Source organism: Methylosinus sp. LW4, assembly GCF_000379125.1.
Lineage (GTDB): Bacteria > Pseudomonadota > Alphaproteobacteria > Rhizobiales > Beijerinckiaceae > Methylosinus.
The window spans coordinates 538,618-558,319 of sequence record NZ_KB900626.1 but is presented as its reverse complement, the minus strand read 5'-3'; the positions used below and the strand labels follow the sequence as shown (position 1 = coordinate 558,319).

General features: G+C 66.5%; 23 protein-coding genes. 3 read left to right on the top strand and 20 right to left on the bottom strand.

Annotated elements, in window-relative coordinates; translation table 11 throughout:
* Positions 1-93: 93 nt before the first annotated feature.
* Positions 94-1,530: a dihydrolipoyl dehydrogenase gene (lpdA, locus tag METLW4_RS0102900; RefSeq protein ID WP_018264709.1), complete on the top strand. Its 1,437-nt coding sequence runs from the start codon at positions 94-96 to the stop codon at positions 1,528-1,530.
* 59 nt (positions 1,531-1,589) lie between these two features.
* Here lpdA and METLW4_RS0102895 read toward each other — a convergent pair whose 3' ends face one another.
* The 16 genes from METLW4_RS0102895 to METLW4_RS0102820 form a co-directional block, all read right to left on the bottom strand.
* Positions 1,590-2,093, bottom strand: a complete 504-nt coding sequence (locus METLW4_RS0102895; protein ID WP_018264708.1) for a GNAT family N-acetyltransferase — start codon at positions 2,091-2,093, stop codon at positions 1,590-1,592.
* Positions 2,090-2,374, bottom strand: coding sequence for a type II toxin-antitoxin system TacA family antitoxin (locus tag METLW4_RS0102890; RefSeq protein ID WP_018264707.1), 285 nt, complete (start codon positions 2,372-2,374; stop codon positions 2,090-2,092). Before METLW4_RS0102890 ends, METLW4_RS0102895 begins: the two co-directional genes overlap by 4 nt.
* A 43-nt stretch (positions 2,375-2,417) precedes the next feature.
* Positions 2,418-2,786: a PRC-barrel domain-containing protein gene (locus METLW4_RS0102885; RefSeq protein WP_026191203.1), complete on the bottom strand. Its 369-nt coding sequence runs from the start codon at positions 2,784-2,786 to the stop codon at positions 2,418-2,420.
* 72 nt (positions 2,787-2,858) lie between these two features.
* Positions 2,859-4,211 carry an anion transporter gene (locus METLW4_RS0102880; RefSeq protein ID WP_018264705.1) on the bottom strand — a complete coding sequence of 451 codons (1,353 nt, stop codon included), beginning with the start codon at positions 4,209-4,211 and terminating at the stop codon, positions 2,859-2,861.
* A 14-nt stretch (positions 4,212-4,225) separates the two neighbouring features.
* A complete protein-coding gene (locus METLW4_RS0102875) occupies positions 4,226-5,437 on the bottom strand; it encodes an MFS transporter (protein ID WP_018264704.1) in 1,212 nt (403 codons plus the stop codon).
* Positions 5,430-5,894, bottom strand: a complete 465-nt coding sequence (locus METLW4_RS0102870) for a carboxymuconolactone decarboxylase family protein (protein ID WP_018264703.1) — start codon at positions 5,892-5,894, stop codon at positions 5,430-5,432. Before METLW4_RS0102870 ends, METLW4_RS0102875 begins: the two co-directional genes overlap by 8 nt.
* 100 nt (positions 5,895-5,994) lie before the next feature.
* Positions 5,995-6,846, bottom strand: coding sequence for a class I SAM-dependent methyltransferase (locus METLW4_RS26225; protein WP_018264702.1), 852 nt, complete (start codon positions 6,844-6,846; stop codon positions 5,995-5,997).
* A gap of 85 nt (positions 6,847-6,931) precedes the next feature.
* Entirely contained in the window at positions 6,932-7,897 is a 966-nt protein-coding gene (coaA, locus tag METLW4_RS0102860) for a type I pantothenate kinase (RefSeq protein WP_018264701.1), read from the bottom strand.
* Positions 7,894-8,220, bottom strand: coding sequence for a phosphoribosyl-ATP diphosphatase (locus tag METLW4_RS0102855; protein WP_018264700.1), 327 nt, complete (start codon positions 8,218-8,220; stop codon positions 7,894-7,896). The genes coaA and METLW4_RS0102855 overlap by 4 nt, the downstream gene beginning before the upstream one ends.
* On the bottom strand, positions 8,217-8,990 hold the full coding sequence (gene hisF, locus METLW4_RS0102850) for an imidazole glycerol phosphate synthase subunit HisF (RefSeq protein ID WP_018264699.1): 774 nt from the start codon (positions 8,988-8,990) through the stop codon (positions 8,217-8,219). Before hisF ends, METLW4_RS0102855 begins: the two co-directional genes overlap by 4 nt.
* Before the next feature lies 1 nt (position 8,991).
* Complete coding sequence (hisA, locus tag METLW4_RS0102845; RefSeq protein ID WP_018264698.1) at positions 8,992-9,753, bottom strand: 1-(5-phosphoribosyl)-5-[(5-phosphoribosylamino)methylideneamino]imidazole-4-carboxamide isomerase; 762 nt, start codon at positions 9,751-9,753, stop codon at positions 8,992-8,994.
* Positions 9,741-10,388, bottom strand: coding sequence for an imidazole glycerol phosphate synthase subunit HisH (hisH, locus tag METLW4_RS0102840; protein WP_018264697.1), 648 nt, complete (start codon positions 10,386-10,388; stop codon positions 9,741-9,743). Before hisH ends, hisA begins: the two co-directional genes overlap by 13 nt.
* Positions 10,385-10,855 carry a DUF2628 domain-containing protein gene (locus METLW4_RS23720; protein ID WP_018264696.1) on the bottom strand — a complete coding sequence of 157 codons (471 nt, stop codon included), beginning with the start codon at positions 10,853-10,855 and terminating at the stop codon, positions 10,385-10,387. The genes hisH and METLW4_RS23720 overlap by 4 nt, the downstream gene beginning before the upstream one ends.
* A 15-nt stretch (positions 10,856-10,870) precedes the next feature.
* Positions 10,871-11,464, bottom strand: coding sequence for an imidazoleglycerol-phosphate dehydratase HisB (hisB, locus tag METLW4_RS0102830; protein WP_018264695.1), 594 nt, complete (start codon positions 11,462-11,464; stop codon positions 10,871-10,873).
* Positions 11,465-11,587: 123 nt separating this feature from the next.
* Positions 11,588-12,031, bottom strand: a complete 444-nt coding sequence (locus METLW4_RS23715) for a very short patch repair endonuclease (RefSeq protein WP_018264694.1) — start codon at positions 12,029-12,031, stop codon at positions 11,588-11,590.
* Entirely contained in the window at positions 12,028-13,182 is a 1,155-nt protein-coding gene (locus METLW4_RS0102820) for a DNA cytosine methyltransferase (RefSeq protein WP_026191201.1), read from the bottom strand. Before METLW4_RS0102820 ends, METLW4_RS23715 begins: the two co-directional genes overlap by 4 nt.
* A gap of 255 nt (positions 13,183-13,437) precedes the next feature.
* On the opposite strand from METLW4_RS0102820, the gene gspG reads away from it, so the two are divergent.
* Positions 13,438-13,911, top strand: coding sequence for a type II secretion system major pseudopilin GspG (gene gspG, locus METLW4_RS0102815; RefSeq protein ID WP_018264692.1), 474 nt, complete (start codon positions 13,438-13,440; stop codon positions 13,909-13,911).
* Positions 13,912-13,928: 17 nt separating this feature from the next.
* Positions 13,929-14,870 carry a type II secretion system protein GspK gene (locus METLW4_RS0102810; protein ID WP_018264691.1) on the top strand — a complete coding sequence of 314 codons (942 nt, stop codon included), beginning with the start codon at positions 13,929-13,931 and terminating at the stop codon, positions 14,868-14,870.
* Positions 14,871-14,882: 12 nt separating this feature from the next.
* On the opposite strand, the gene gspD is transcribed toward METLW4_RS0102810, so the two are convergent.
* From gspD to METLW4_RS0102790, 4 genes are all read right to left on the bottom strand, one after another.
* Positions 14,883-17,246: a type II secretion system secretin GspD gene (gspD, locus tag METLW4_RS0102805; protein WP_018264690.1), complete on the bottom strand. Its 2,364-nt coding sequence runs from the start codon at positions 17,244-17,246 to the stop codon at positions 14,883-14,885.
* 95 nt (positions 17,247-17,341) lie between these two features.
* On the bottom strand, positions 17,342-17,881 hold the full coding sequence (locus METLW4_RS0102800; protein WP_018264689.1) for a hypothetical protein: 540 nt from the start codon (positions 17,879-17,881) through the stop codon (positions 17,342-17,344).
* The gene (gene gspM / locus METLW4_RS0102795) at positions 17,878-18,480 is read right to left on the bottom strand and encodes a type II secretion system protein GspM (RefSeq protein WP_018264688.1); all 603 of its coding nucleotides are present in this window, start codon (positions 18,478-18,480) and stop codon (positions 17,878-17,880) included. Before gspM ends, METLW4_RS0102800 begins: the two co-directional genes overlap by 4 nt.
* Position 18,481: 1 nt before the next feature.
* A complete protein-coding gene (locus METLW4_RS0102790) occupies positions 18,482-19,603 on the bottom strand; it encodes a PilN domain-containing protein (protein WP_157234812.1) in 1,122 nt (373 codons plus the stop codon).
* Between the last annotated feature and the right edge of the window lie 99 nt (positions 19,604-19,702).

The window sequence follows — 19,702 nt, the reverse complement described above, 5'->3', positions numbered from 1 at the left end:
CCTATGGCGCCCGGCGCTCGCATCGGCCACATATGAGAGCGCAGCGGCTCGACGGGAATCATTCGAGCGGCGCCGACGGTCGCGAGGGCTTCCATGGCCAATTCTTATGATCTCATCGTCATCGGCGGCGGACCGGGCGGCTATGTCGCCGCCATCCGCGCCGCGCAGCTCGGGCTGAGGACGGCCATTGTCGAGCGCGAGCATTTGGGCGGCATTTGCCTCAATTGGGGCTGCATTCCCACCAAGGCGCTGCTGCGCTCGGCCGATGTCTTTCGGCTCGCGAAACATGCGAAGGATTTCGGGCTGCGCATAGAGGGCGAGGTCTCCTTCGACGCGCAGGCGCTGGTGAAGCGCTCGCGCGCCGTCGCCGGGCGGCTCAACGCGGGCGTCGAGTTCCTGTGCAAGAAGAACAAGATCGATGTGATCTGGGGCGAGGCCGCGTTCGCCGCGCCGGGCGAGCTTCGCGTCGCCGCGCCCAAGGGAACCGCGCGCCCGCAATTCCCCCGGCCGAAGAACATCCTCGGCGAAGGCGTCTATTCGGCCAAGCACATCATCGTCGCGACCGGCGCGCGGCCGCGCGCCCTGCCGGGCCTGGAGCCCGACGGCGAGCGTATCTGGACCTATTTCGAGGCGCTGCTGCCGCCTTCCATGCCGAAATCTCTGCTCGTCGTCGGCGGCGGCGCGATCGGCGTCGAATTCGCGTCCTTCTACTCGACCTTCGGAGCGCAGGTGACTCTGGTGGAGGCGCTGCCGCAAATCCTGCCGGCGGAAGACGCCGAGATCGCCGCGCTGGCGCGCAAATCCTTCGAGAAGCAAGGGATAAAAATCATCACCAGCGCCAAGCTCGCGAAGCTCGACAAAAGAGACGATGGCGTCACCGCGACGATCACGACCGAGAGCGGCGAGCAGCGCATAGAGGCGGAGCGCGTCATCTCCGCCGTCGGCGTCGTCCCCAATAGCGAGGGACTGGGGCTGGAGGCGCTGGGCGTGAAGACCGATCGCGGAATCATCGTCACCGACGGTCTCTGCCGCACCAATGTCGCCGGAATCTATGCGATCGGCGATGTCGCCGGGCCGCCCATGCTCGCCCATAAGGCGGAGCATGAGGGCGTCGTCTGCGTGGAGGCGATCGCCGGCCTGTCGCCGCACCCGATCGAGCGCACGCGCATTCCCGCCTGCACCTATTGCCATCCGCAGATCGCCTCGGTCGGCCTCACGGAAGCGGCGGCGAAAGCGGCCGGACATGAGCTGAAGATCGGGCGCTTTCCCTATATCGCCAATGGCAAGGCCATCGCCATGGGCGAGACGGAGGGGCTGGTGAAGACCATATTCGACGCGAAGAGCGGACGCCTGCTCGGCGCGCATCTCATCGGCGCGGAAGTGACGGAGCTGATTCAGGGCTTCGTGATCGCGATGAATCTGGAGACGACAGAGGCGGAGCTGATGGAGACCATCTTCCCGCATCCGACGCTCTCCGAGACGATGCATGAAAGCGCGCTCGACGCCTTCGGGCGGGCGATTCATATTTGATGGGAGCGCGCCGGCGAGCAAAACGATGCTGGTCTCGTGGCCGATTCGCCGGAGACGGCTCATTCACCGGATATCATGCGAATATCTTTTATCAACATGAACAAATGACGCTCGTCGGTCGGTGACGGAGAGAAGCCGAAGTGCCGATAGAACCCTGCGGCGGTCTCATCCTTCGCGTGAACGGCGAGCGCCCGAATGCCGCCTATGTCCGCGGCCTGCAACGTCCGCGAAAGAGCGTCGAGCAGCAGGCCGGCCCCGACGCCACGACCCCGCCAATCGCTATGCGTGGCGAGACGCGCGAGGATCATCAGCGGAATAGGATGCCGAGGCATGCCTTTGACGACGCGCTCTGGAGCGTCCGCATGCCTCGCCTCTCCCACAACCAAAGAATAAAATCCGACTATTCGATTATCGATCGAGCCGACATAGGTCAAAGCGGATCCCGCTTGCTGCGCCTGAAGCGCATGACGAATCAGGAAACGATCCAACTCCGGCCGACAGCAGGTGAAATTCTCGACGGCATGGGTACGATCGAGCTTTTCGATCCTCGGGCCGCTCGTCACGATTTGGGATCGAAAATAGACGGCTCGCGAAACAAACGCTCCAACCTGGCATGCCTGCGTGGCGGAGCCTCTAGCGCCGCCACGAAAGCATCCCAGCTTTCGACGTCGAGCGTGAAAACGCGACGATCCGCCAAGCGTTCTTCCGCCTCGCTCAACGCGCTCTCCAGCACGAAGTCGCTCACCGTTTTGCACGAAACCGCCGCCGCCGCTTGCAAAGTCCGCTTAGCGTCCTTGCTCAGGCGAAGGTCCAGCTTCTCGCTTCTCGTCCCGCGTACAGCCATGTGAGAAATCTACGCGCCGTCCAGACAATGTCAAGACAACGTGTTACCGCGCCGCGCCTTCCCAATAGGGCGCTGCACCATAATGCTGGTGGATGCGCGTCTCCCAGTCGCGATCGGCCCAGCTCGCCTCGTCGAACTCCGGCGCCTTCTCGAGCATCTGCTCCGTCACAGAAGTCGTATAACGGCGCCTGTCCTGATCGTAGCAGAGCGCCTTCCACGGCACGGCGTGATGGCCCTTGCGCAGGCACATGAAGCCGCAGAAATCGACGATGGCGTAGCGCGCCTGGCCGGTGATGGGATCGATCATCAGATGATCGATCTCGCCGATCTCCTTGCCGCTCCGATCGAAGATTTTCGCGCCGACGATATGCTCGCTCGAGATCATATGAAGTTCAGGGATAGCGGTCGCCATTTCGACCTCCCTCATGAGCCCCCGGCCCTCTTTGCATCAAAAACGCGGCGCGAGACGAAAAGTTGCCTCGCGTCACAGAAGCCATGCGCCGAAGGCGACGGTGATCAGCGTCAGCGGCGCGCCGATTTTGAAATAGGCCCAAAAGCCGATGGAGACGCCCGCCGCGCGAGCGCGCTCGGCGACGATGAGATTGGCGACGGAGCCGATGAGCGTCAGATTGCCGGCCAGAGTCGAGGCCATGGCGACGACGAGCCAGGCGCGCTGCGGATCGGCCGCGCCAGCGAGGAAGGGCTTCAGCGCCAATACCGCCGGCACATTGCTGACGAGATTGGAGAGGACAGCGGAAACCACCGCCAGAACGCCGGCGTTGGAGAGATCGAAGCGGCCGATGGAGGCGACGGCCTCCGGCGTCAGCACAGTGGCCTCGAGTCCCTCGACGACGATGAACAGGCCGACGAACATCAAGAGAAGCGGCCAGTCGATCTCACGATAGACCTTCTCCGCCTTCACATGGCGCGTGACCAGCAGCAGCGCGCCGCCGACGATCGCCACTTTCGCGACCGGCTGGCCGGCGAAGAAGAGCGCCATCATGGCCAGCGTCACCACCACCGATTTGACGACGAGAAATCCGCGCGCCCGCGCCGGCGCAGGCGCCGCGACGGGCAGTCTCTCGCGCGTGAGAAACTCCCCCCGGTAGAACAGCGCCACCAGCACGAAAGTGGCGAGCAGACCGAATGCGGCGACCGGCCACAGCGCCGCGGCGAAGGCGCCATAGGGAATATGCGACAGGCCGCCGATAATCATGTTCTGCGGATTGCCGGTGATCGTCGCCACGCTGCCGACATTGGAGGCCATGGGCACGGCGAGGAGATAGGGCAGCGGATCGCGCTTCAGCCGGCGCGTCAGCTCGAGCGTCAAAGGCGTCATCACCAGGCAGATGGCGTCATTGACGAGAAAGGCCGAGAAGGCGCCCGTCACCAGCACGATGGCGGCGAGCAGAGCGAGCGGCGTCTTCGCGCGCGCGACGACGAAATTGCTCGCCAAGCGAAAAAAGCCGGAGAGGCGCAGATTGGCGACGACGATCATCATGCCGAGTAGAAGCGTGATCGTGTCGAAATCGATGGCGCGATAGGCCGCATCCAGCGGCAGCACGCCGAGCCCGACCATCAGGCTGGCGCCGAGCAGCGCCGCGCCGGCGCGATCGAGCCGCAGCCCGGGCGCCTCGCCGAGCGCGATGACGAAATAGGTCGCCGCGAAGATGATGATAGCGATAGCGTGCGTCCAGGCAGGGGACGCGCCGCCCGCGAGCAGCGCCGGAAGCGCGGCGAGCAGCGTCACGCCGGCGGCGGCGGCCAGCGCGCCGCCAAAGACGAGCGCAACCGTCAGCAGCGCCGCGACAAAGGGCGAGCGTTCTCTTTCGACCATTCGGACTCACGCGTTCAAGCGGCGGATCGCGCCGGCTTAGCGCTTTCCGGCATGCCGAGCCAGAGCAGCAGAAAAGCGAGCGCCGCGACGCCGGACAGAAACAGAAAAGCGACGTTGAAACCGGCGGCGTCGACGAGCGCGCCGGCGACGACATTGCTGAGCGCGGCGCCCGCGCCCCAGCAGGCGCCGGAGGCCCCGAGCGCGAGGCTGTAATGGCCCGTTCCTTCGGTCAGATCGTCGATCACGATGAAGAACAGAGCGCCGAACAAGCCCGCGCCGACGCCATCGAGCAATTGGATGGAGACGAGATAGGCCGGATCGTCGAAGAATGTGTAGAGCAGCCCGCGGATCGGCAGCACGGCGAAGCCGGCGAGCAGCAGCGGCTTGCGGCCCCAGCGATCGGCCTTGGCGCCGACGAGAGCGGCCATGGGAATCATCACCGCCTGAGCGGCGATGATGCAGGCGGCCATGAACAGCGAGCCGGTCTGCTCGCGCCCCTCGCTCAAACGTTCGCCGACCAGCGGCAGCATTGCGGCGTTGGCGAAATGAAACAGCGTGATCGCCGCGGTGAAGATCAGCAGCGGACGCGATTCGAAGATCACGCGCAGCCCGCTCGGCCGCGCGCCATCGTCGGGGTCGTCGTCGCCGTCCGCGAGACCGCGCGCGGCGCGATGGTCGATCTCGCTCGCGTCGATCATCACCAGCGCGAAAGCGCTGGCGCAGGCGAGCAGCACGACGAGCCAGAGCACGGCGACCGGCGCGATCAGCCAGCCGGCGAGCCCGGCCGCGATCGCCGTCACGACATTGCCGGCATGATTGAAGGCTTCATTGCGGCCGACGCGCTCGGCGAAGAGCGCGCGGCCGACGACGCCGAGGCTGATCGCCGCTATGGCCGGCGGAAACACCGCGTCGCAGGCGCCGATGATGGTCTGCGCCGCCGCCGCGGGCCAGAAATAGGGGAAGAGGCCGAGCGCCGCAGTGCCCGCCGCGACGAGCAGCGCGCCCGCCGCGATGAGCCCGCGCTTGCCGCGCGTCCAATCGACCAGCGCGCCGGCAGGGGCGCGCGCGGCCACTGTCGCCGCGCCGGCGATGGTCATGATGACGCCGATATGGGTGGCGTCCCAATGTTGGCTCGACCACAGATAGATGGCCAGAAACGGACCGACGCCGCTCTGCACATCGGCGAGCAGAAAGCTCACCCAATCGAGCCCCCGCTCGCTACGCATGGATCGCCGCGCGCTTCACCGCGGCGGGCGTCGCGCGAAAGGCGATGGCGATGCGGTTGTAGGCGCTCATCACGCCGATCGCGATCGTCAGATCAGCGAGCTCCTTCTCGGAGAATTGCGTCGAGACGGCGGCGAACTCGGCGTCGGGGACGCCGGTCTCGGCGACTTTCGTCACCGTCTCCGCCCAGGCGAGAGCGGCGCGCTCGCGCTCGCTGAACAATGCCTCCGCCTCGCGCCACACCGAGACCAGCGCGAGCTTGTCCACGGTGAAGCCCTCGGCGACGAGCGCGCGCGTATGCAGATCGAGACAATAGGCGCAGCCGTTGATCTGCGAGACGCGCAGATAGACGAGCTCGGCGAGCGCCTTGCCGAGGCTCGCGCCGACATAGGAATGCACGGCGCCGAGCGCCTTCATGCCCTCGGGCGCGGCGTGAGCGTAATCGAGGCGGCTGGTCATTCTTGCTCTCCTGCTCGAGCATCGGGAAAGGGCGGAAGGGTCTCGCTCGAATCGACGAAGAATATAGGGGACGAACGCGCCGGCTCTGTGTCGCTGGCGGTCACGGCGCAGTCGCGACGCAAATGAAGCTCGCCGACGCGCGCGGCACGAAGTCGAGCTCACGCGGCTTTTCGGCGCGAATTCTCGCGACGATCGCCTTCACGCACTCGATTTCGGCGGCATCGATCGCGGCGCCGGCCAGCGCCTCCCTCACCCAATCGCGGCCCATTTCCTCTTCCAGAAAGTCAATGTCGTAAGTCTCGATCGGGTCGAGACGCACGCGATCGTTCGACCACATGCGTATATTCTCGAGCCCCGCCCGCGCGAGCAAGGTCGGCAAGCGCAAGCCTATATCCTGATCGCCTCTCCGCGATTTGACGAAATCGACGAATCTGACCCAAACGCCATAGAAGGCGGCGCGTTCGGCGGGCGCGAGGAAATGGGTCAATTCGAGCGTCTGCGCCCAATTCAAATGATTGACCGGCTCGACGCAGAGGATGGTTCCGCCTCGCTTCGCCACGCGACGCATTTCCGCGACAATTTTTTCCGGCGCGAGGCTATGCATCAGCAAAGTCTGCGCGGTGACGATATCGAACGAGCCGTCTGGCAGGCCCGTGTCGCTCGCATCCGCCTCGACCGCGCGATAGGCGATATGCGGCGCGCGCTCGGCATATTTTTTTGCGGAGCGCGCGCACCATTCGCGCTCCCGATCGACGCCCGTCACTTCCCGCAGATCGACGAAGGCGTCGAGAAGGCCGAGGCTCCAATGCCCTTCGCCAACGCCGAAATCGGCGAGGCTCGTCGCAATGGCGTCGCCGATCGCGCGCGTCTTCAGCAGGCGGAGAAAATCACGGCTCCACCAATCGAAGCGCTCGTCGTGAATGTAATCCGCCGAATGCGGCGCCTCCGACATGATCGCTCCTGTGCAATGACAATAGGCCCGCGCCGATCGAAGCGGCGCGGCTCGGCAATAAATTGGACGCGCCGTCGCGCCGCGCTCACAGCTTGCGCAGCGCGACTTCCTCTATGCGATGGTCCGCGCCTTTGGTCAGCACCAGGCTGGCGCGCGGGCGCGTCGGCGAAATGTTGCGACGCAGATTTTCGAGATTGATGCGCGTCCAAATATCCTTGGCGACGCGCATCGTCTCCTCATCGTCGAGATCGGCGTATTTCTTGAAATAGGAGAGCGGATCGCGGAAGGCCGTCTCGCGCAGGCGCTGAAAACGCTCCACATACCATTGCTCGAGCACATTCTCCTCGGCGTGGAGATAGACCGAGAAGTCGAAGAAATCCGAGACGAAGGGAATCTCTCGGCCATCCTCGCGCGGACGGCTGGCGAGCAGGACGTTCACGCCCTCGACGATGAGAATGTCGGGCTTGTCGACATAGAAGAACTCGTCCGGCACCACATCATAGATGAGATGCGAATAGACCGGCGCGGCGACATTGCGCTGGCCGGCCTTCACATCGGAGAGAAAGCGCAGCAGCGCGCGATTGTCATAGCTCTCGGGAAAGCCCTTCTTGTCCATCAGCCCGTCGCGCTCGAGCACGGCGTTGGGATAGAGGAAGCCGTCGGTGGTGACGAGCTCGACCTTCGGCGTGTTGGGCCAGCGCGACAGCAACGCCTTGAGAATGCGCGCGGTCGTGGATTTGCCCACGGCGACCGAGCCGGCGACGCCGATGATATAGGGCATCTTGCCGTCCTCGGCGCCCAGGAATCGCTGCGTCGCCTTGAACAGCCCTTGCGTCGCCGCGACATAGAGCGCGAGCAGGCGCGAGAGCGGCAGATAAATCTCTATGACCTCTTCCAGAGAGATCGGATCGTCGAGCGATTTGAGCCGCGTCAGATCGTCGATCGTGAGCGTGAGCGGCGTGTCGGCGCGCAGGCTCGCCCATTCGGCGCGGGTGAAGCGCCGATAGGGCGACAGCGCGACGCCGGCTCCCAGATAGGCCTCGGCGTTCATTTGCGCTCTCCGCGCGACGCTTTTTCCGCATGGCCGGATTGGATGGTGCGCCTCTCCAGCTCGGCGAGCACCTCCGCGAGCGTGACGCCGCCGGCCTCCAGCAGCACGAGCAGATGATAGAGCGTGTCGGCGGCCTCGCTGGTCAGATTCTTGCGGTCGCCCTCCATGGCGGCGATGACGGTCTCCACCGCCTCCTCGCCGAATTTCTTGGCGATGCGGGGCGTTCCGGCCTCGAACAAGCTCTTGGTGTAGGACTGCGCGGCGTCGGCGCCCCGCTTCGATGCGATGATCTGCGCAAGATCGGCGAGGGAAAAATCGCTCATGAAGGCTCCAGGCCGTCGAGACGCATCGGTATGCCCGCTTTCGCCATATATCGCTTCGCCTGCGGGATGGTGAACTCGCCGAAGTGGAAAATAGACGCCGCGAGAACGGCGGAAGCATGGCCCTCGCGCACGCCCTCGACGAGATGATCCAGCGTGCCGACGCCGCCCGAGGCGATGACCGGCACATCGACGGCGTCCGCCACGGCGCGCGTCAGCTCTATGTCGAAGCCGATTTTGGCGCCGTCGCGGTCCATGGAGGTGAGCAATATCTCGCCCGCGCCGAGGCTCGTGACCTCCTTGGCGTATTCGACCGCGTCTATGCCGGTCGGGCGGCGGCCGCCGTGAGTGAAGATCTCCCAATGATCGCCGACGCGCTTGGCGTCTATGGCGACGACGATGCATTGCGAGCCGAATTTCTCGGCCGCCTCGCGCACGAATTGGCGATCGGCGACAGCGGCCGAATTGATCGAGGCCTTGTCGGCGCCGGCGAGCAGGAGATTGCGGATATCGTCCTCGACGCGCACGCCGCCGCCGACGGTGAGCGGCATGAAGCAGGCCTCCGCCGTGCGCCGCACCACATCGAGCATGATGCCGCGATTCTCGTGGCTGGCGGTGATGTCGAGAAAGCACAGCTCGTCGGCGCCGGCGGCGTCATAGGCGATGGCGCATTCGACCGGATCGCCGGCGTCGCGCAGATCGACGAAATTGACGCCTTTGACGACGCGGCCCTCTTTCACGTCGAGGCAGGGGATGACGCGGGATTTGAGCATTCTATCCCTCGTTCGTCGACGCCTGCCGGGACTGGCGGATCAGCGCCAGCGCTTCCGCCGGATCGAGCCGCCCGTCATAGAGCGCGCGGCCGGTGATCGCGCCCGCGAGCTTCTTGCAGTCGGGTTGCAGCAGCCGCTCTATGTCGGCGAGCGAGGCGAGGCCGCCCGAGGCGATGACCGGAATGCTCAGCGCCTCGGCCAGCGCCAGCGTCGCCTCTATGTTGAGGCCCTTCAAGACTCCATCGCGGGAGATGTCGGTGTAGACGATGGCGGCGACGCCGGCGTCCTCGAAGCTGCGCCCCAAATCCTGCGCCGAGACATGGGTGCGGCGCGCCCAGCCCTCGACGGCGACAAAGCCGTCCTTGGCGTCTATGCCCACCGCTATGCGGCCCGGATAGAGCCGCGCCGCCTCGCGCACCAACGTCGGGTCGCGCACCGCCGCCGTGCCGATGATGACGCGCGAAATCCCCTTGTCGAGCCAGCGCGAAATGGTGCGCATCTCGCGAATGCCGCCGCCGAGCTGCACCGGAATCTTTATGTTGGCGAGAATGCCCTCCACGGCGAGGGCGTTCATCGGCGCGCCGGCAAAGGCGCCGTCGAGATCGACGACATGCAGATATTCGAAGCCCTGTCGCTCGAAGGCCTGCGCCTGCGCGGTCGGATCGTCGTTGAACACCGTCGCCGAGGACATCTCGCCCTCGACGAGGCGGACGCATTGACCCTCTTTGAGATCGATCGCAGGAAACAGGATCACGGACGCCACCTCAGAAAATTCGCGATGAGAGCGAGGCCGAGCCTCTGGCTCTTCTCGGGATGGAATTGCGTGCCGACGAGATTGTCGCGCGCCACCGCCGCAGTCAGCGGGGCGCCGTAATCGGTCGTCGCCACGATATGGTCGGGCGAAGCGGGCAGGAATTGGTAGGAGTGCACGAAATAGGCGTGCAGCCCGTCCTTTCCGGTGGGGATGCCGGAAAAGAGCGCATGCGGGCGCGTCAGCTCCAGCGTGTTCCAGCCCATATGGGGGATTTTCAGGCTCTTGTCCGCAGGCTCGATGACCGCGACATCGCCGGCGATCCAGCCGAGGCCGGCCGCCTCGCCATGCTCGAGGCCGCGCGTCGCCATCAGCTGCATGCCGACGCATATGCCGAGGAAGGGTCGGCCGCGCTCGATCACCGCCTCGCGCAGCGCCTCGTCCAGCCCGGCGAGGGCGGAGAGGCCGCTCCGGCAATCACGAAAGGCGCCGACGCCCGGCAAGCAGATGCGCTCGGCCCGGCGCACCACATCCGGGTCGCTGGTGACGATGATCTTTGCCCCCTCGCCTTCCCGCGCGGCGCGCTCGAAGGCCTTGGCGGCGGAGTGCAGATTGCCCGATCCGTAATCGATGATCGCCGTCGTCACGCGCGCGGCTCCTCGAACAGGCCGCCGATGACCGAACGCATCGCGGCCCGGCCGCCGGAGGGCGCCGCCGTCGTCGGAAGAACGCCGGATGGGCGCCAATTGGCGAAAAACACGTCCTCTGCCTCATCGATCCTAGCCGCGACCATTACGGCGCTTTCCGTGTAACCCTTGCGCTCGAGCGACCAGGCGACGAGCCGCGGCCCCTCGAGGCCGAGCAGCAGGCCGAGCGCCAGCTGCAAGACCGAGGCCGCCGCGGCATTGATCCCTAGAGCCACGCCGCCGCCGAGAATCAGCGCGAGCGCGGCTGTCCATAGGACGGCCGGCAGCCACGCCCGCCGCCACAGCAGCCACAAAGGCCCGAAGAGAAAGGCCGGCGTCGAGAAGCCCTCGCGCAGAAACACGATTCGCTCCGGCGGCGGAGCCTCGCCCGGCGCGGCCGAGGGTATAAGGACGGTGTAGACGGCCATGGGCCCGCCTCCCTTTCAGTCGGTGAGCGTGCCTTTGGTGGAGGGCACCACGCCGCCGCGGCGCGGATCGGGCGCTGTCGCCTTGCCCAGGGCGCGGGCGAAGCCCTTGAAGCAGCACTCCGCTATATGATGAGAATTGACGCCGCGCAGCGCCTCCACATGCAGGCCGATACGCGCATTGGTAGCGAAAGCCTGGAAGAACTCGCGCACCAGCTCCGTGTCGAACTCGCCGATCTTGGCCGCGGGAAAGGCGACGTCGAAGACGAGGAAGGGCCGGCCGGAGACGTCCACCACGACGCGGGAAAGCGCCTCGTCCAGCGGCACATGGGCGTCGCCATAGCGGGCGATGCCCTTGCGGTCGCCGAGCGCCTGATCCACCGCCTTGCCGAGCGCGATGCCCACATCCTCGACCGTATGATGGCCGTCTATGTGCAGATCGCCCTTGGCCGCGACGGTGAGGTCGAGCGGCGCGTGGCGGGCGATCTGGTCGAGCATATGGTCGAAAAAGCCGATCCCGGTCGAAATATCGGATTTGCCCTCGCCGTCGAGATCGACGGCGACGGCGATACGGGTCTCTTTCGTGTCGCGCTCGTATTTGGCGCTGCGCATGGCTCGGCTGGCTCGCGGTGAATCTCGAGGGGCTGGAACGGAATATAGACCGCTCCCTGCGCGGCTTGTAGCAATTCGGCGGGCGCATGGCCAGAAGCGTGGGCGATCGGCGTGAACCGCGCTCTACCGCGGCCCGTCCAATTGTTCCCGCCCCCAACGCTCGGCGAGGCGGGAGGCGCGCGCTTTCAGGCGGGGCGGGTCCAGCGCCTCGCACTCCCACAGGATCGCGACGCGAAAACCCAGCGCCCGCAGAGCCTTGGCCTTACGGGCGTCGCGGGCGCGATTGGCGGCGAATTTTTCCAGCCAGAAGGCGTTGTTTTGTTTCGGGATCGTGCCGCGGCGGCAGTTCTTGTGGTGATGCCAGAAGCAGCCATTGACGAAGAGCGCCCAACGCCGGCTGCGATTGACGAAATCCGGCGCGCCGGGCAGGCCCTTGGCGTTGCGCCGATAATGGAGCCCGCCCAGCCGCAGCGCCGCGGCGACCGCCTCCTCCGCCCCGGTGCGGGACTGGCGCACCCGCTTCATCAGCGCCGAGCGCGCCGGATCGCTGGCCGGCGGCGTCCTCATTGGGCGGCGGCGAGGCCGGGGCCGGCGCGCATCGCCTCGAGATGGGCGGCCACCGCCTCCCGAAAGCCGGGCTCGAATCGCAGCTTCGCCCGCATGGTGCGGGCGAGAAACCCCGCGCTCGCGCGCTCGGACAGTGGCTTGCCTTGATGCTGCAGGAAAACATGCAGCGGCGCGCGTTCGCGCCAGACGGGAAAGGCCGAAATCTCGACGCCGCAGCGCCGCTCGCCGTCATAGCGCGCGGCGCGGGGCCAGCGCGCGCCCTCCTCCAGAACCGCGCCGTCGCGAGAGGGATCATAGCGCCCGGGCGCCTCGAGCCGGCCGCCGACCCATTCGGCCACCGGCGCGCTGACGGCGTTGCCGACCAGCGACCAGCGCCAGCCGGGACGGCCCAGCGCCTCGGCCGGCGCGGTCCAGTCGGCCGGAAAACCCTGCAAGCGCTCGGCGTCGCGAATATCGGGCGTCACCACGCCGCCGCCCGGCAGGAGAATCGCCGGCGGCGAGGCGATGCCGAGCGTCGAGCCGTTCTTCAATGTCGGCACGCAATCGGCTCCCCAGCCGAGGCCGCGCACGCCCTCAGTCCAATAAAAGCCATGGGCGTGGGTCGCCAGCGACGTGGCGCGCGGGCGCGGCGTCGCCTCGTCCACCAGCAGAATATCGGCCGGATCGGCGAGGCGCGAGGCCAGAAACAGCACGCGCTCGCGCCGCTGCGGCAGAAAGGCCAGAGTGTTGACGACACGATAGGCCCAGCGATAGCCGCGCTCCTCGAAGGCCGTGACCAGCCGCGCCATGGCGCGTCCGCGATCGAGGCTCAGCATGAAGGAGACATTCTCGAGCAGCGCATGCGGCGCGCGCGTCTCGTCGAGCAGGCGGAACACGTGGCTGACCAGCGAGGATTTGCGCCCGCCTATGCCCTGCGTGCGGCCGGCCTGGCTCAAATCCTGACAGGGAAAGCCCGCCGTGACCAGCTCCGTCTCGCCCGGCAGCGCGCGCAGCGCGGCGACATCGCCCACATTGGGCGTCTGCGGAAAATGTGTCGCCAACACGCGCGCGGCGAGCGGCCAGTTTTCGGAAAACATGAGACAATCATGTCCGGCGCGCGCGAGCCCGAGCTCGAGCCCGCCTATGCCGGCGAAGAGGCCGACGACTTTCATGGATATGGCCTCGCGGCCGAGGGCCGTCGTGCGATTCGTCTGCGCATGAGCGGAGTTGACCGCCACGGACAAAGGAGTGTCAAGCCGCGGCGCGACGCGCATCGCCCGCCAAGACATGCTCGCATGTCGCGACGATGACGAAAGGCGCGAATTCCTTTGCCGAGAAAGCCGTCGCGCGGCTGGACTCGTCGGCCCGCTCTGCCTAGTCTTGCGACGCTTTTTTCCGCGTGTGAAACGCCCAGCCCTACGAGTCCGATGCGCGCCATTCTCCCGCTCAAAGCCTCGACCCTTTCGAAACGCCGCGCGCTTCGCTCCGCGCGCGCCGGCTACACGCTCGTCGAAATGCTGGTCGTGCTCGCGATCATCGGCTCGATCGTCGGCCTCGTCGGCCCGCGCGTGCTGAACTATCTCTCCGAGTCGAAGGTGAAGACCGCGCAGATTCAGATGGAGAATATTTCCAGCGCCCTCGATCTCTTCTACCTCGACGTCGGCCGCTATCCCGCGACGGAGGAAGGCCTCTCCGCGCTCGCCCGGCGGCCGGCCGGCGCTTCTGTGTGGAACGGCCCCTATTTGAAATCCGCCAATGTGCCCAAGGATCCTTGGGGACACGACTATCTCTATCGCGCTCCGGGTCAGAACGGGCCTTACGACATAGGCTCGCTCGGCCCCGAAGGCCGCGAGGGCGGCGCCGGATCGATCACGCGCAGCCGCGACACGGCGGCGCGCTGACCATCTTCCCCGCGCGCATGACGCATGGCCGCAAGATCGCCGAGAGAAAAGGCTTCGCGCTTCTCATCGTGATCTTCGGTCTCGGGGTCATTATTCTGCTGATGACCTCCTTCATGGCGACGGCGCGCTTGCGCCTGCGCAGCGCCGTCGACAATTCCGCATCGATCAAGACGCGGCTCATCGCCGAAGGCGCCGTCAATCTCGCGATTTTCGGTTTGATCGCCGAGCAGCGGCCGTCCAATGCGCAGCAGGCCGAGCCACCCGTTTACGATGGATCGCCGCGCCTCTGCTCGCTCTCCGGCGCCGCCGTCGCGATCTCGATCGAGGATGAGAGCGGCAAGCTCGATCTCAACGCCGCATCTCCGCAGCTTCTCGAGGCGGCGCTGCGCGGCTTCAGCGCCCCCGACCCCAGCGCCTTGTCCCGCGCGATCATCGCTTTTCGCGAGGCGCAGACGTCCGAATTCGCGCGGCTCGCAGCGCCGCCGCCCTCCTCCGACCGGCCCTTCGCGCCGAAGCACGCGCCCTTCCAGACGGCGCTCGAGCTGGATCAGGTCGAGGGCATGGAGCCGCAGCTGCTGCGCGCGCTGCTGCCGGTCGTCACCATTCATTCGCATAGCGTCGGAGTCGATGCGCGCACGGCGCCGCCGGCCTTGTTCGCGGCGCTGGCGCGCTATTCGGCGACCGATGTTCTCGCGCTTTCCGCCAAGCCTTTTCCCAACAGCCTCGATCGCCGCGATCCGCGCTTTCCGCAGGAATATCGGCAGAACGGCGTCTTCGGCGGCGGAACCTATTCGATTCACGCGGAGGCCGCTCTGCTCAATGGCGCGATCGGCGTCGTGGAAATGGTCGTGACGCTGCGGCCGAACGAGCGTCTCCCCTTCACCGTGCTTGAGACGCGACGCGCGCCGGCGCGCAATCAAAGCCTGCTCGGCGCCGGCGTCGCAGCTGCGCCCTGCTGACGAAATTCGCTTCTACTCGTCGAGCAGAATGCGCCGCGCCGTGCCTTCGATATTATGCGGACGCACCTTCGCGCGCGTCGATATGTTCAGCAGCTTGCGCTTATATTCGTCGGTGATGTCGCGCGCCTCGCCGAGCGTGCGCACCACATGCGGCGTTATCATGATGAGCAGCTCGGTCTTGCCGGAAGAATCGGTCTTGTCCTTGAAGGCGTTGCCGAGCAAAGGCACATCGCCGAGCACGGGAACCTGGCTCGAGCCGCGCGTGCGCGAATCCTGAATGAGGCCGCCGAGCATCAGCGATTCGGCGTCATTGACGACGACCTGCGTTTTCACGCGGCGCTGCTGGATCGTCGGCGTCGTCGTCGTCGCGCTCGCGCCGGAGGCGACATTGGAGACCTCCTGCTCGAGCTCCAGCATCACGCGGCCGCTCTCGTTGATATGCGGCGTGATGGCGAGAATGACGCCGGTGTCGCGATAATTCACCGAATTGAATGTGGTGATGCCGCCTTGCGCCGTCGCGCCCGAGAGAGTCGTCACCGGCACCTGGTCGCCGACCTGCAGCACCGCCTGACGATTGTCGAGCACGGTGAGCGAGGGCGTCGAGACGATATTGACATTGGTGATCTGATTGAGCGCGTTGAGCGTGATTTGCGCATTGGTCGCGCGCAAGGCGTAGGCGAAGCCGGGCGACACCGCGCCCACCGCCGTGCCGAGCAGATTATTGCCGAGCGTGTCATTGGCCGCCGGCGTGCCGGCGTCGCCGGTGGAGAAGCCGGAGAGCGAGGCCTTTTTCTGCAGGAACCAGCGCACGCCGAAATGCAGATCGTCATTGAGCGAGACCTCCGCGATCGTCGCCTCGATGAACACCTGATTGGGCAGCACGTCGAGCTTCTCGATGACGCGCAGCAGACGCTTGTAGTCCTCCGGCGTCGCCATCACCACAATCGCGTTCTTGGCCTCGTCCACGGCGATCTTGAAGCGGCTGTCCTCGCCGAGCGCGGACGCCGTCGATGCGGTCTGATCTTGCGCGCTATTGGAATTGGCGGCGCCATTCGACGCGCCGCCGCCGAAGGAGGAGGAGCCGAAGCCGCCGCCGCCCGCGCCGCCCGAATTCAACGGCGCGATCGCGCCGAGCTGGCCCGAGGACGAACCGCTCGACGATCCGAGACCGCCAGAGGAGCCGAGACCGCCCGAAGAGCCGAGGCCGGAAGAGCCGAAGCCGGACGAGCCGCTCGCGTTCGACGACTGGCCGCCGGAGGAGGTGGAGAGCGCCGAGGAGCCGAAACGCGGCGACACCTCATTGCTCTTGGAGACGCCGGCGTCGCGCCCGAACATAGACGCGACGACCTGCACCATCTCCTTGGCCGGGCGATTTTGCACGCGATAGCTGAAGAACTGCTTCTGAACGCCTTCCGCCCGCGCGTCGAGACGCTCGATCCAGGCGCGCGCCCGCGCGAGATAGCCGGGCTGCGGCGTGATCGCCAATATGGCCGACAAATGCTTGTTGCCGATGAACTGGATCATGCCGTTCATCGGCCCTTCGCGTTCCGAGCCGAAGACCTTGCGCAAATCCTCGGCGAGCGCGTCCGGGTCGGCGCTCGTCACCGGCACGACGGCGAAGGACATGCCGCGCATCGTATCGACGTCGAAGAGCGCGATGGCGTCCTCCATCGCCGCGATCTCTTGCGCGCTGCCCGTCAATGTCAGCGTGCGGCGCTGATCGTCGGCGCGCACGACCGCGCCTTGACGCGTGATCGGCTCCAGCACGCGCTTGAGCTCCGACGCCGAGACATAGCGCAGGCGCACGATGCGCGCGCCGCTGCCGAGACGCTCCGCATCGAGCGGCTGCGGCGCGACGGAGAGCGTGGAGCCGGCGGCCGCCTGATCCAGCGGCACGATCTTATAGACGCCGTCATTCTCGACGATGGCGGCGCCGGAGACGCGCAAGGCCGATTGGAACAATTCGATCGCGGCGGATTTCTTGACGGGCCGCGCCGTATGCACGGTCACCTTGCCGTCGATGCGCGGATCGACGACATAATCGACGCCGACGATATCGCCGAGCACCACTTTCGCCGCTTGCGCGATGGGCAGATTGGCGAGATTGAGGCTGACGCCCTCCTTCTCGTCGCGGGCGTCGTCCTTGCGGCGCGCCACGCTCTCCCCGACGAAACGCCCGCTGCCGACGATCGCTTCCGCAGCGAGCCGTCCGCGCGCGGCGGGGACGCCGCTTTTCGTCCCGCCCTTCGAAGCGGCCGCGACATCGAGCGATTCCCTGCTCCACTCGGCGATTGGAGGATCGCTCGCGCTCTGACAACCAGAGACTGCGACCGCGACGAGGGCGATCAGGCTCGAATGGAATAAAGGCAGACGCACATTCGCCTCTGGGACGCCGAATAGACAAGCTCACGCCACCTAACATGATTGGCGGTCACACGCCACACGCCTCCTCGCGCAAAAGCGATGGAATATTATTGCAATTGCTCTGGATAGAGCTGCAGGCGCGCCGATTGCGCGCCATTGACGAGCTTCAATTCCAGCTCGCCGACCTCGGCGATCGTCCAGCCCTGCACGGATTCTCCGGGCGTGAGCCAGCGGCCCTCCGGCTCGTCGCTGGAAACGACGAAAGCGCGCACGGCCCCGCCGGAGCGCACGATCGCCGCGAGCGCGAGGCCCGCGGGCGCCGTTGGAATTCCGGCGAATCCGTCACGATCGGATTTGGCGACGGCCGGGCGCGGACGCCGCGATTTCCAGAAGATGGGGCGCGACAATGTCTGCGCGTCCTCGCGCGCGAGCGACGCCGGCCTGGATGCGGGCGAGAGCGCGCTGGGCGGACGCCAGTCGGATTTCGCCGGCGACGCGGATTCGTCCGGGCCGATCCATGCGAGAAGCGCGAAAGCGAGAGCGGCGACATCCACCGCCGCCAGCGACGCGAGCAGCATGGCGGCGAGCGGCGACAAGCGCAGCTCGCGCATGAGCGCGCGAATGCGCGCGGCGAGCGCCCGCGTCATGAGCGCTCCTTCGATGCGCCGCCGAAGACGTCGAACTGCGCGGCGAGCATGCCGTCATTGGCGGCCTGCGCGCCCCAGACCGGCATTTGCCGACGCAGCGAGGCCGTCAGCGCCAGCAGCAGCGGCGTCTCGCTCTCGAGCGATCGGACCAGCGCATGCAGCGATTCGATCGAGCCGCTCACATCGAGCCGCGCGCCGACCAGCGACGCGCCATTCACGGTCTTTGCGGGCAGCATGCGAATGGAATTCACCGTGGCGCCGGAGCGATCCGCCGCGGCCTTCAGCAGCGCTTGCAGATTGGCGTCGACGACGCCCTCCGTCGCGCCAGAGAGCAATTCGCCCTGCGCATTGCTCTCCGCCACCTGCTGCGCATAGAGACGCACCGCCTTCTCCTGCGCGGCGACGGCCGCATAGCGCGCGAGCGTCGCGCGCCGATCGACGATTCCCTCGGCGCGCTCGGCGAGCAAGGCGCGCAGCGGCTCGACGACGATGAAATAGAGCAGCAGCGCGGCCAGCACATTGACGCCGAAGAAGAACGCGCGCCGCGACCATTGCGGATGCGAGAGGGATGTCGAGCTCAGCGCCATCGGCGTGACCATCTCATGGGTTGCGTCTCACTCTGGCCTGCAGCGAGAAGGTCTCGCGCTTCTCGATCGGATCGGGCGTGATCGGCGCCGTCAGCTTGGCGTCCGTGAAAAGCGTGGAGCGATCGAACAGCGCGGGAAGGCTGGCGGCCGAATCGGCGAGGCCGACGATCTCTATCGAGCGCTCGCCCTCGCGCGCCTCGACGAGGCGCATGTCGGAAACGAAGGCGCCGTCCGGCAGAAGGCGCGAGGCTTCCTCCCAGAGATCGGCGAAGGCCGGATATTTCGCGCGCTCGCCACGGAGCGTGGCGAGAAGGCGGCTCTCGGCGGCGGCCTGCTCGGCGAGCTGACGCGCATCTGCGGCGCGGCGCGACACTTCGGCGATCTCGACATCGAGCGCCGTCGCCTCATTGTCCTGCCGCCAGAGCGTGACGCCAACGCCGACGAGAAGAAAGGCGATGGCGAGGACGGCGAGGATCAGCGCCACGGCGCGCTCCCGATGCGGCGCCTCCGCCGCGCGGCCGAGCGCGAGAGCGGGAACGAGCGCTGCGCCCTCGAGCGCCGGCTGCACAATGTCGATATCATCGACGGAAAGGCCGGAGCCGTCGAGCAGCCGCGGCAGCAGATCGCGGCGTAAAATCCATTGCTCGACCGCGAGCTTGCCGGGCGATTGCGGATGCGGCTCGATGATATGGCCATGCACGATATCGGCGAGCAGGAAAGGCGTCTTGCGCTCCACTTCCGCCGCGAGAAGGCGCGGCAGATCGGACTGCGCGGCGAGCGGCGCATCGAAGCGTCGAACAAAAAACGCCTCGCGCGGAATTTCCACGACGATCTTCGTCGCCGCGCGCGTCGCGCCGCGACGCTCCAGCGCTTCGTCGATCGAGATGCGGGACAGCTCCTCCGCCGAGACGGGCTCGGCGAGCTCTTGACCATCGGCGGAAAGCAATTGCAGCGGCAAGAGCCCTCGCCCGACGCGCAGCAGCAGACGCCGCTCGCCGCGATCGAGCAGCCATGCGAGCGTCGCCGGCGAGAAGAGCGCGAAAAACTCGGCGCGATACCAGCTCCACGCGCGACTGGCGGAACTCGCTAGCGAGCCTTCGAAAAGCTCTCTACGCCAAATGGACGACGATGACATCGTGACCTCGCCATTCCCGACCGCAGAACGATCGCTCGCCTGCTCGGCCCGCGAGCAGGCGACGATTGTGAATATGAAATCGCCGGCGATCTCGATCCG

Coding starts and splice junctions, on each gene's coding strand:
- METLW4_RS23715 (WP_018264694.1), bottom strand. CDS start 12,031: ATGAGGACGCCGCCGGCCAGCGATCCGGCGCGCTCGGCGCTGATGAAG.
- coaA (WP_018264701.1), bottom strand. CDS start 7,897: ATGAACGCCGAGGCCTATCTGGGAGCCGGCGTCGCGCTGTCGCCCTAT.
- METLW4_RS0102820 (WP_026191201.1), bottom strand. CDS start 13,182: ATGAAAGTCGTCGGCCTCTTCGCCGGCATAGGCGGGCTCGAGCTCGGG.
- gspM (WP_018264688.1), bottom strand. CDS start 18,480: ATGGTCACGCCGATGGCGCTGAGCTCGACATCCCTCTCGCATCCGCAA.
- METLW4_RS23720 (WP_018264696.1), bottom strand. CDS start 10,855: ATGGCCGTCTACACCGTCCTTATACCCTCGGCCGCGCCGGGCGAGGCT.
- METLW4_RS0102800 (WP_018264689.1), bottom strand. CDS start 17,881: ATGACGCGGGCGCTCGCCGCGCGCATTCGCGCGCTCATGCGCGAGCTG.
- gspG (WP_018264692.1), top strand. CDS start 13,438: ATGCGCGCCATTCTCCCGCTCAAAGCCTCGACCCTTTCGAAACGCCGC.
- METLW4_RS0102855 (WP_018264700.1), bottom strand. CDS start 8,220: ATGAGCGATTTTTCCCTCGCCGATCTTGCGCAGATCATCGCATCGAAG.
- METLW4_RS0102790 (WP_157234812.1), bottom strand. CDS start 19,603: ATGTCATCGTCGTCCATTTGGCGTAGAGAGCTTTTCGAAGGCTCGCTA.
- METLW4_RS0102875 (WP_018264704.1), bottom strand. CDS start 5,437: ATGCGTAGCGAGCGGGGGCTCGATTGGGTGAGCTTTCTGCTCGCCGAT.
- lpdA (WP_018264709.1), top strand. CDS start 94: ATGGCCAATTCTTATGATCTCATCGTCATCGGCGGCGGACCGGGCGGC.
- METLW4_RS0102890 (WP_018264707.1), bottom strand. CDS start 2,374: ATGGCTGTACGCGGGACGAGAAGCGAGAAGCTGGACCTTCGCCTGAGC.
- METLW4_RS0102810 (WP_018264691.1), top strand. CDS start 13,929: ATGACGCATGGCCGCAAGATCGCCGAGAGAAAAGGCTTCGCGCTTCTC.
- hisF (WP_018264699.1), bottom strand. CDS start 8,990: ATGCTCAAATCCCGCGTCATCCCCTGCCTCGACGTGAAAGAGGGCCGC.
- METLW4_RS0102870 (WP_018264703.1), bottom strand. CDS start 5,894: ATGACCAGCCGCCTCGATTACGCTCACGCCGCGCCCGAGGGCATGAAG.
- METLW4_RS0102885 (WP_026191203.1), bottom strand. CDS start 2,786: ATGGCGACCGCTATCCCTGAACTTCATATGATCTCGAGCGAGCATATC.
- hisB (WP_018264695.1), bottom strand. CDS start 11,464: ATGCGCAGCGCCAAATACGAGCGCGACACGAAAGAGACCCGTATCGCC.
- METLW4_RS0102880 (WP_018264705.1), bottom strand. CDS start 4,211: ATGGTCGAAAGAGAACGCTCGCCCTTTGTCGCGGCGCTGCTGACGGTT.
- METLW4_RS26225 (WP_018264702.1), bottom strand. CDS start 6,846: ATGTCGGAGGCGCCGCATTCGGCGGATTACATTCACGACGAGCGCTTC.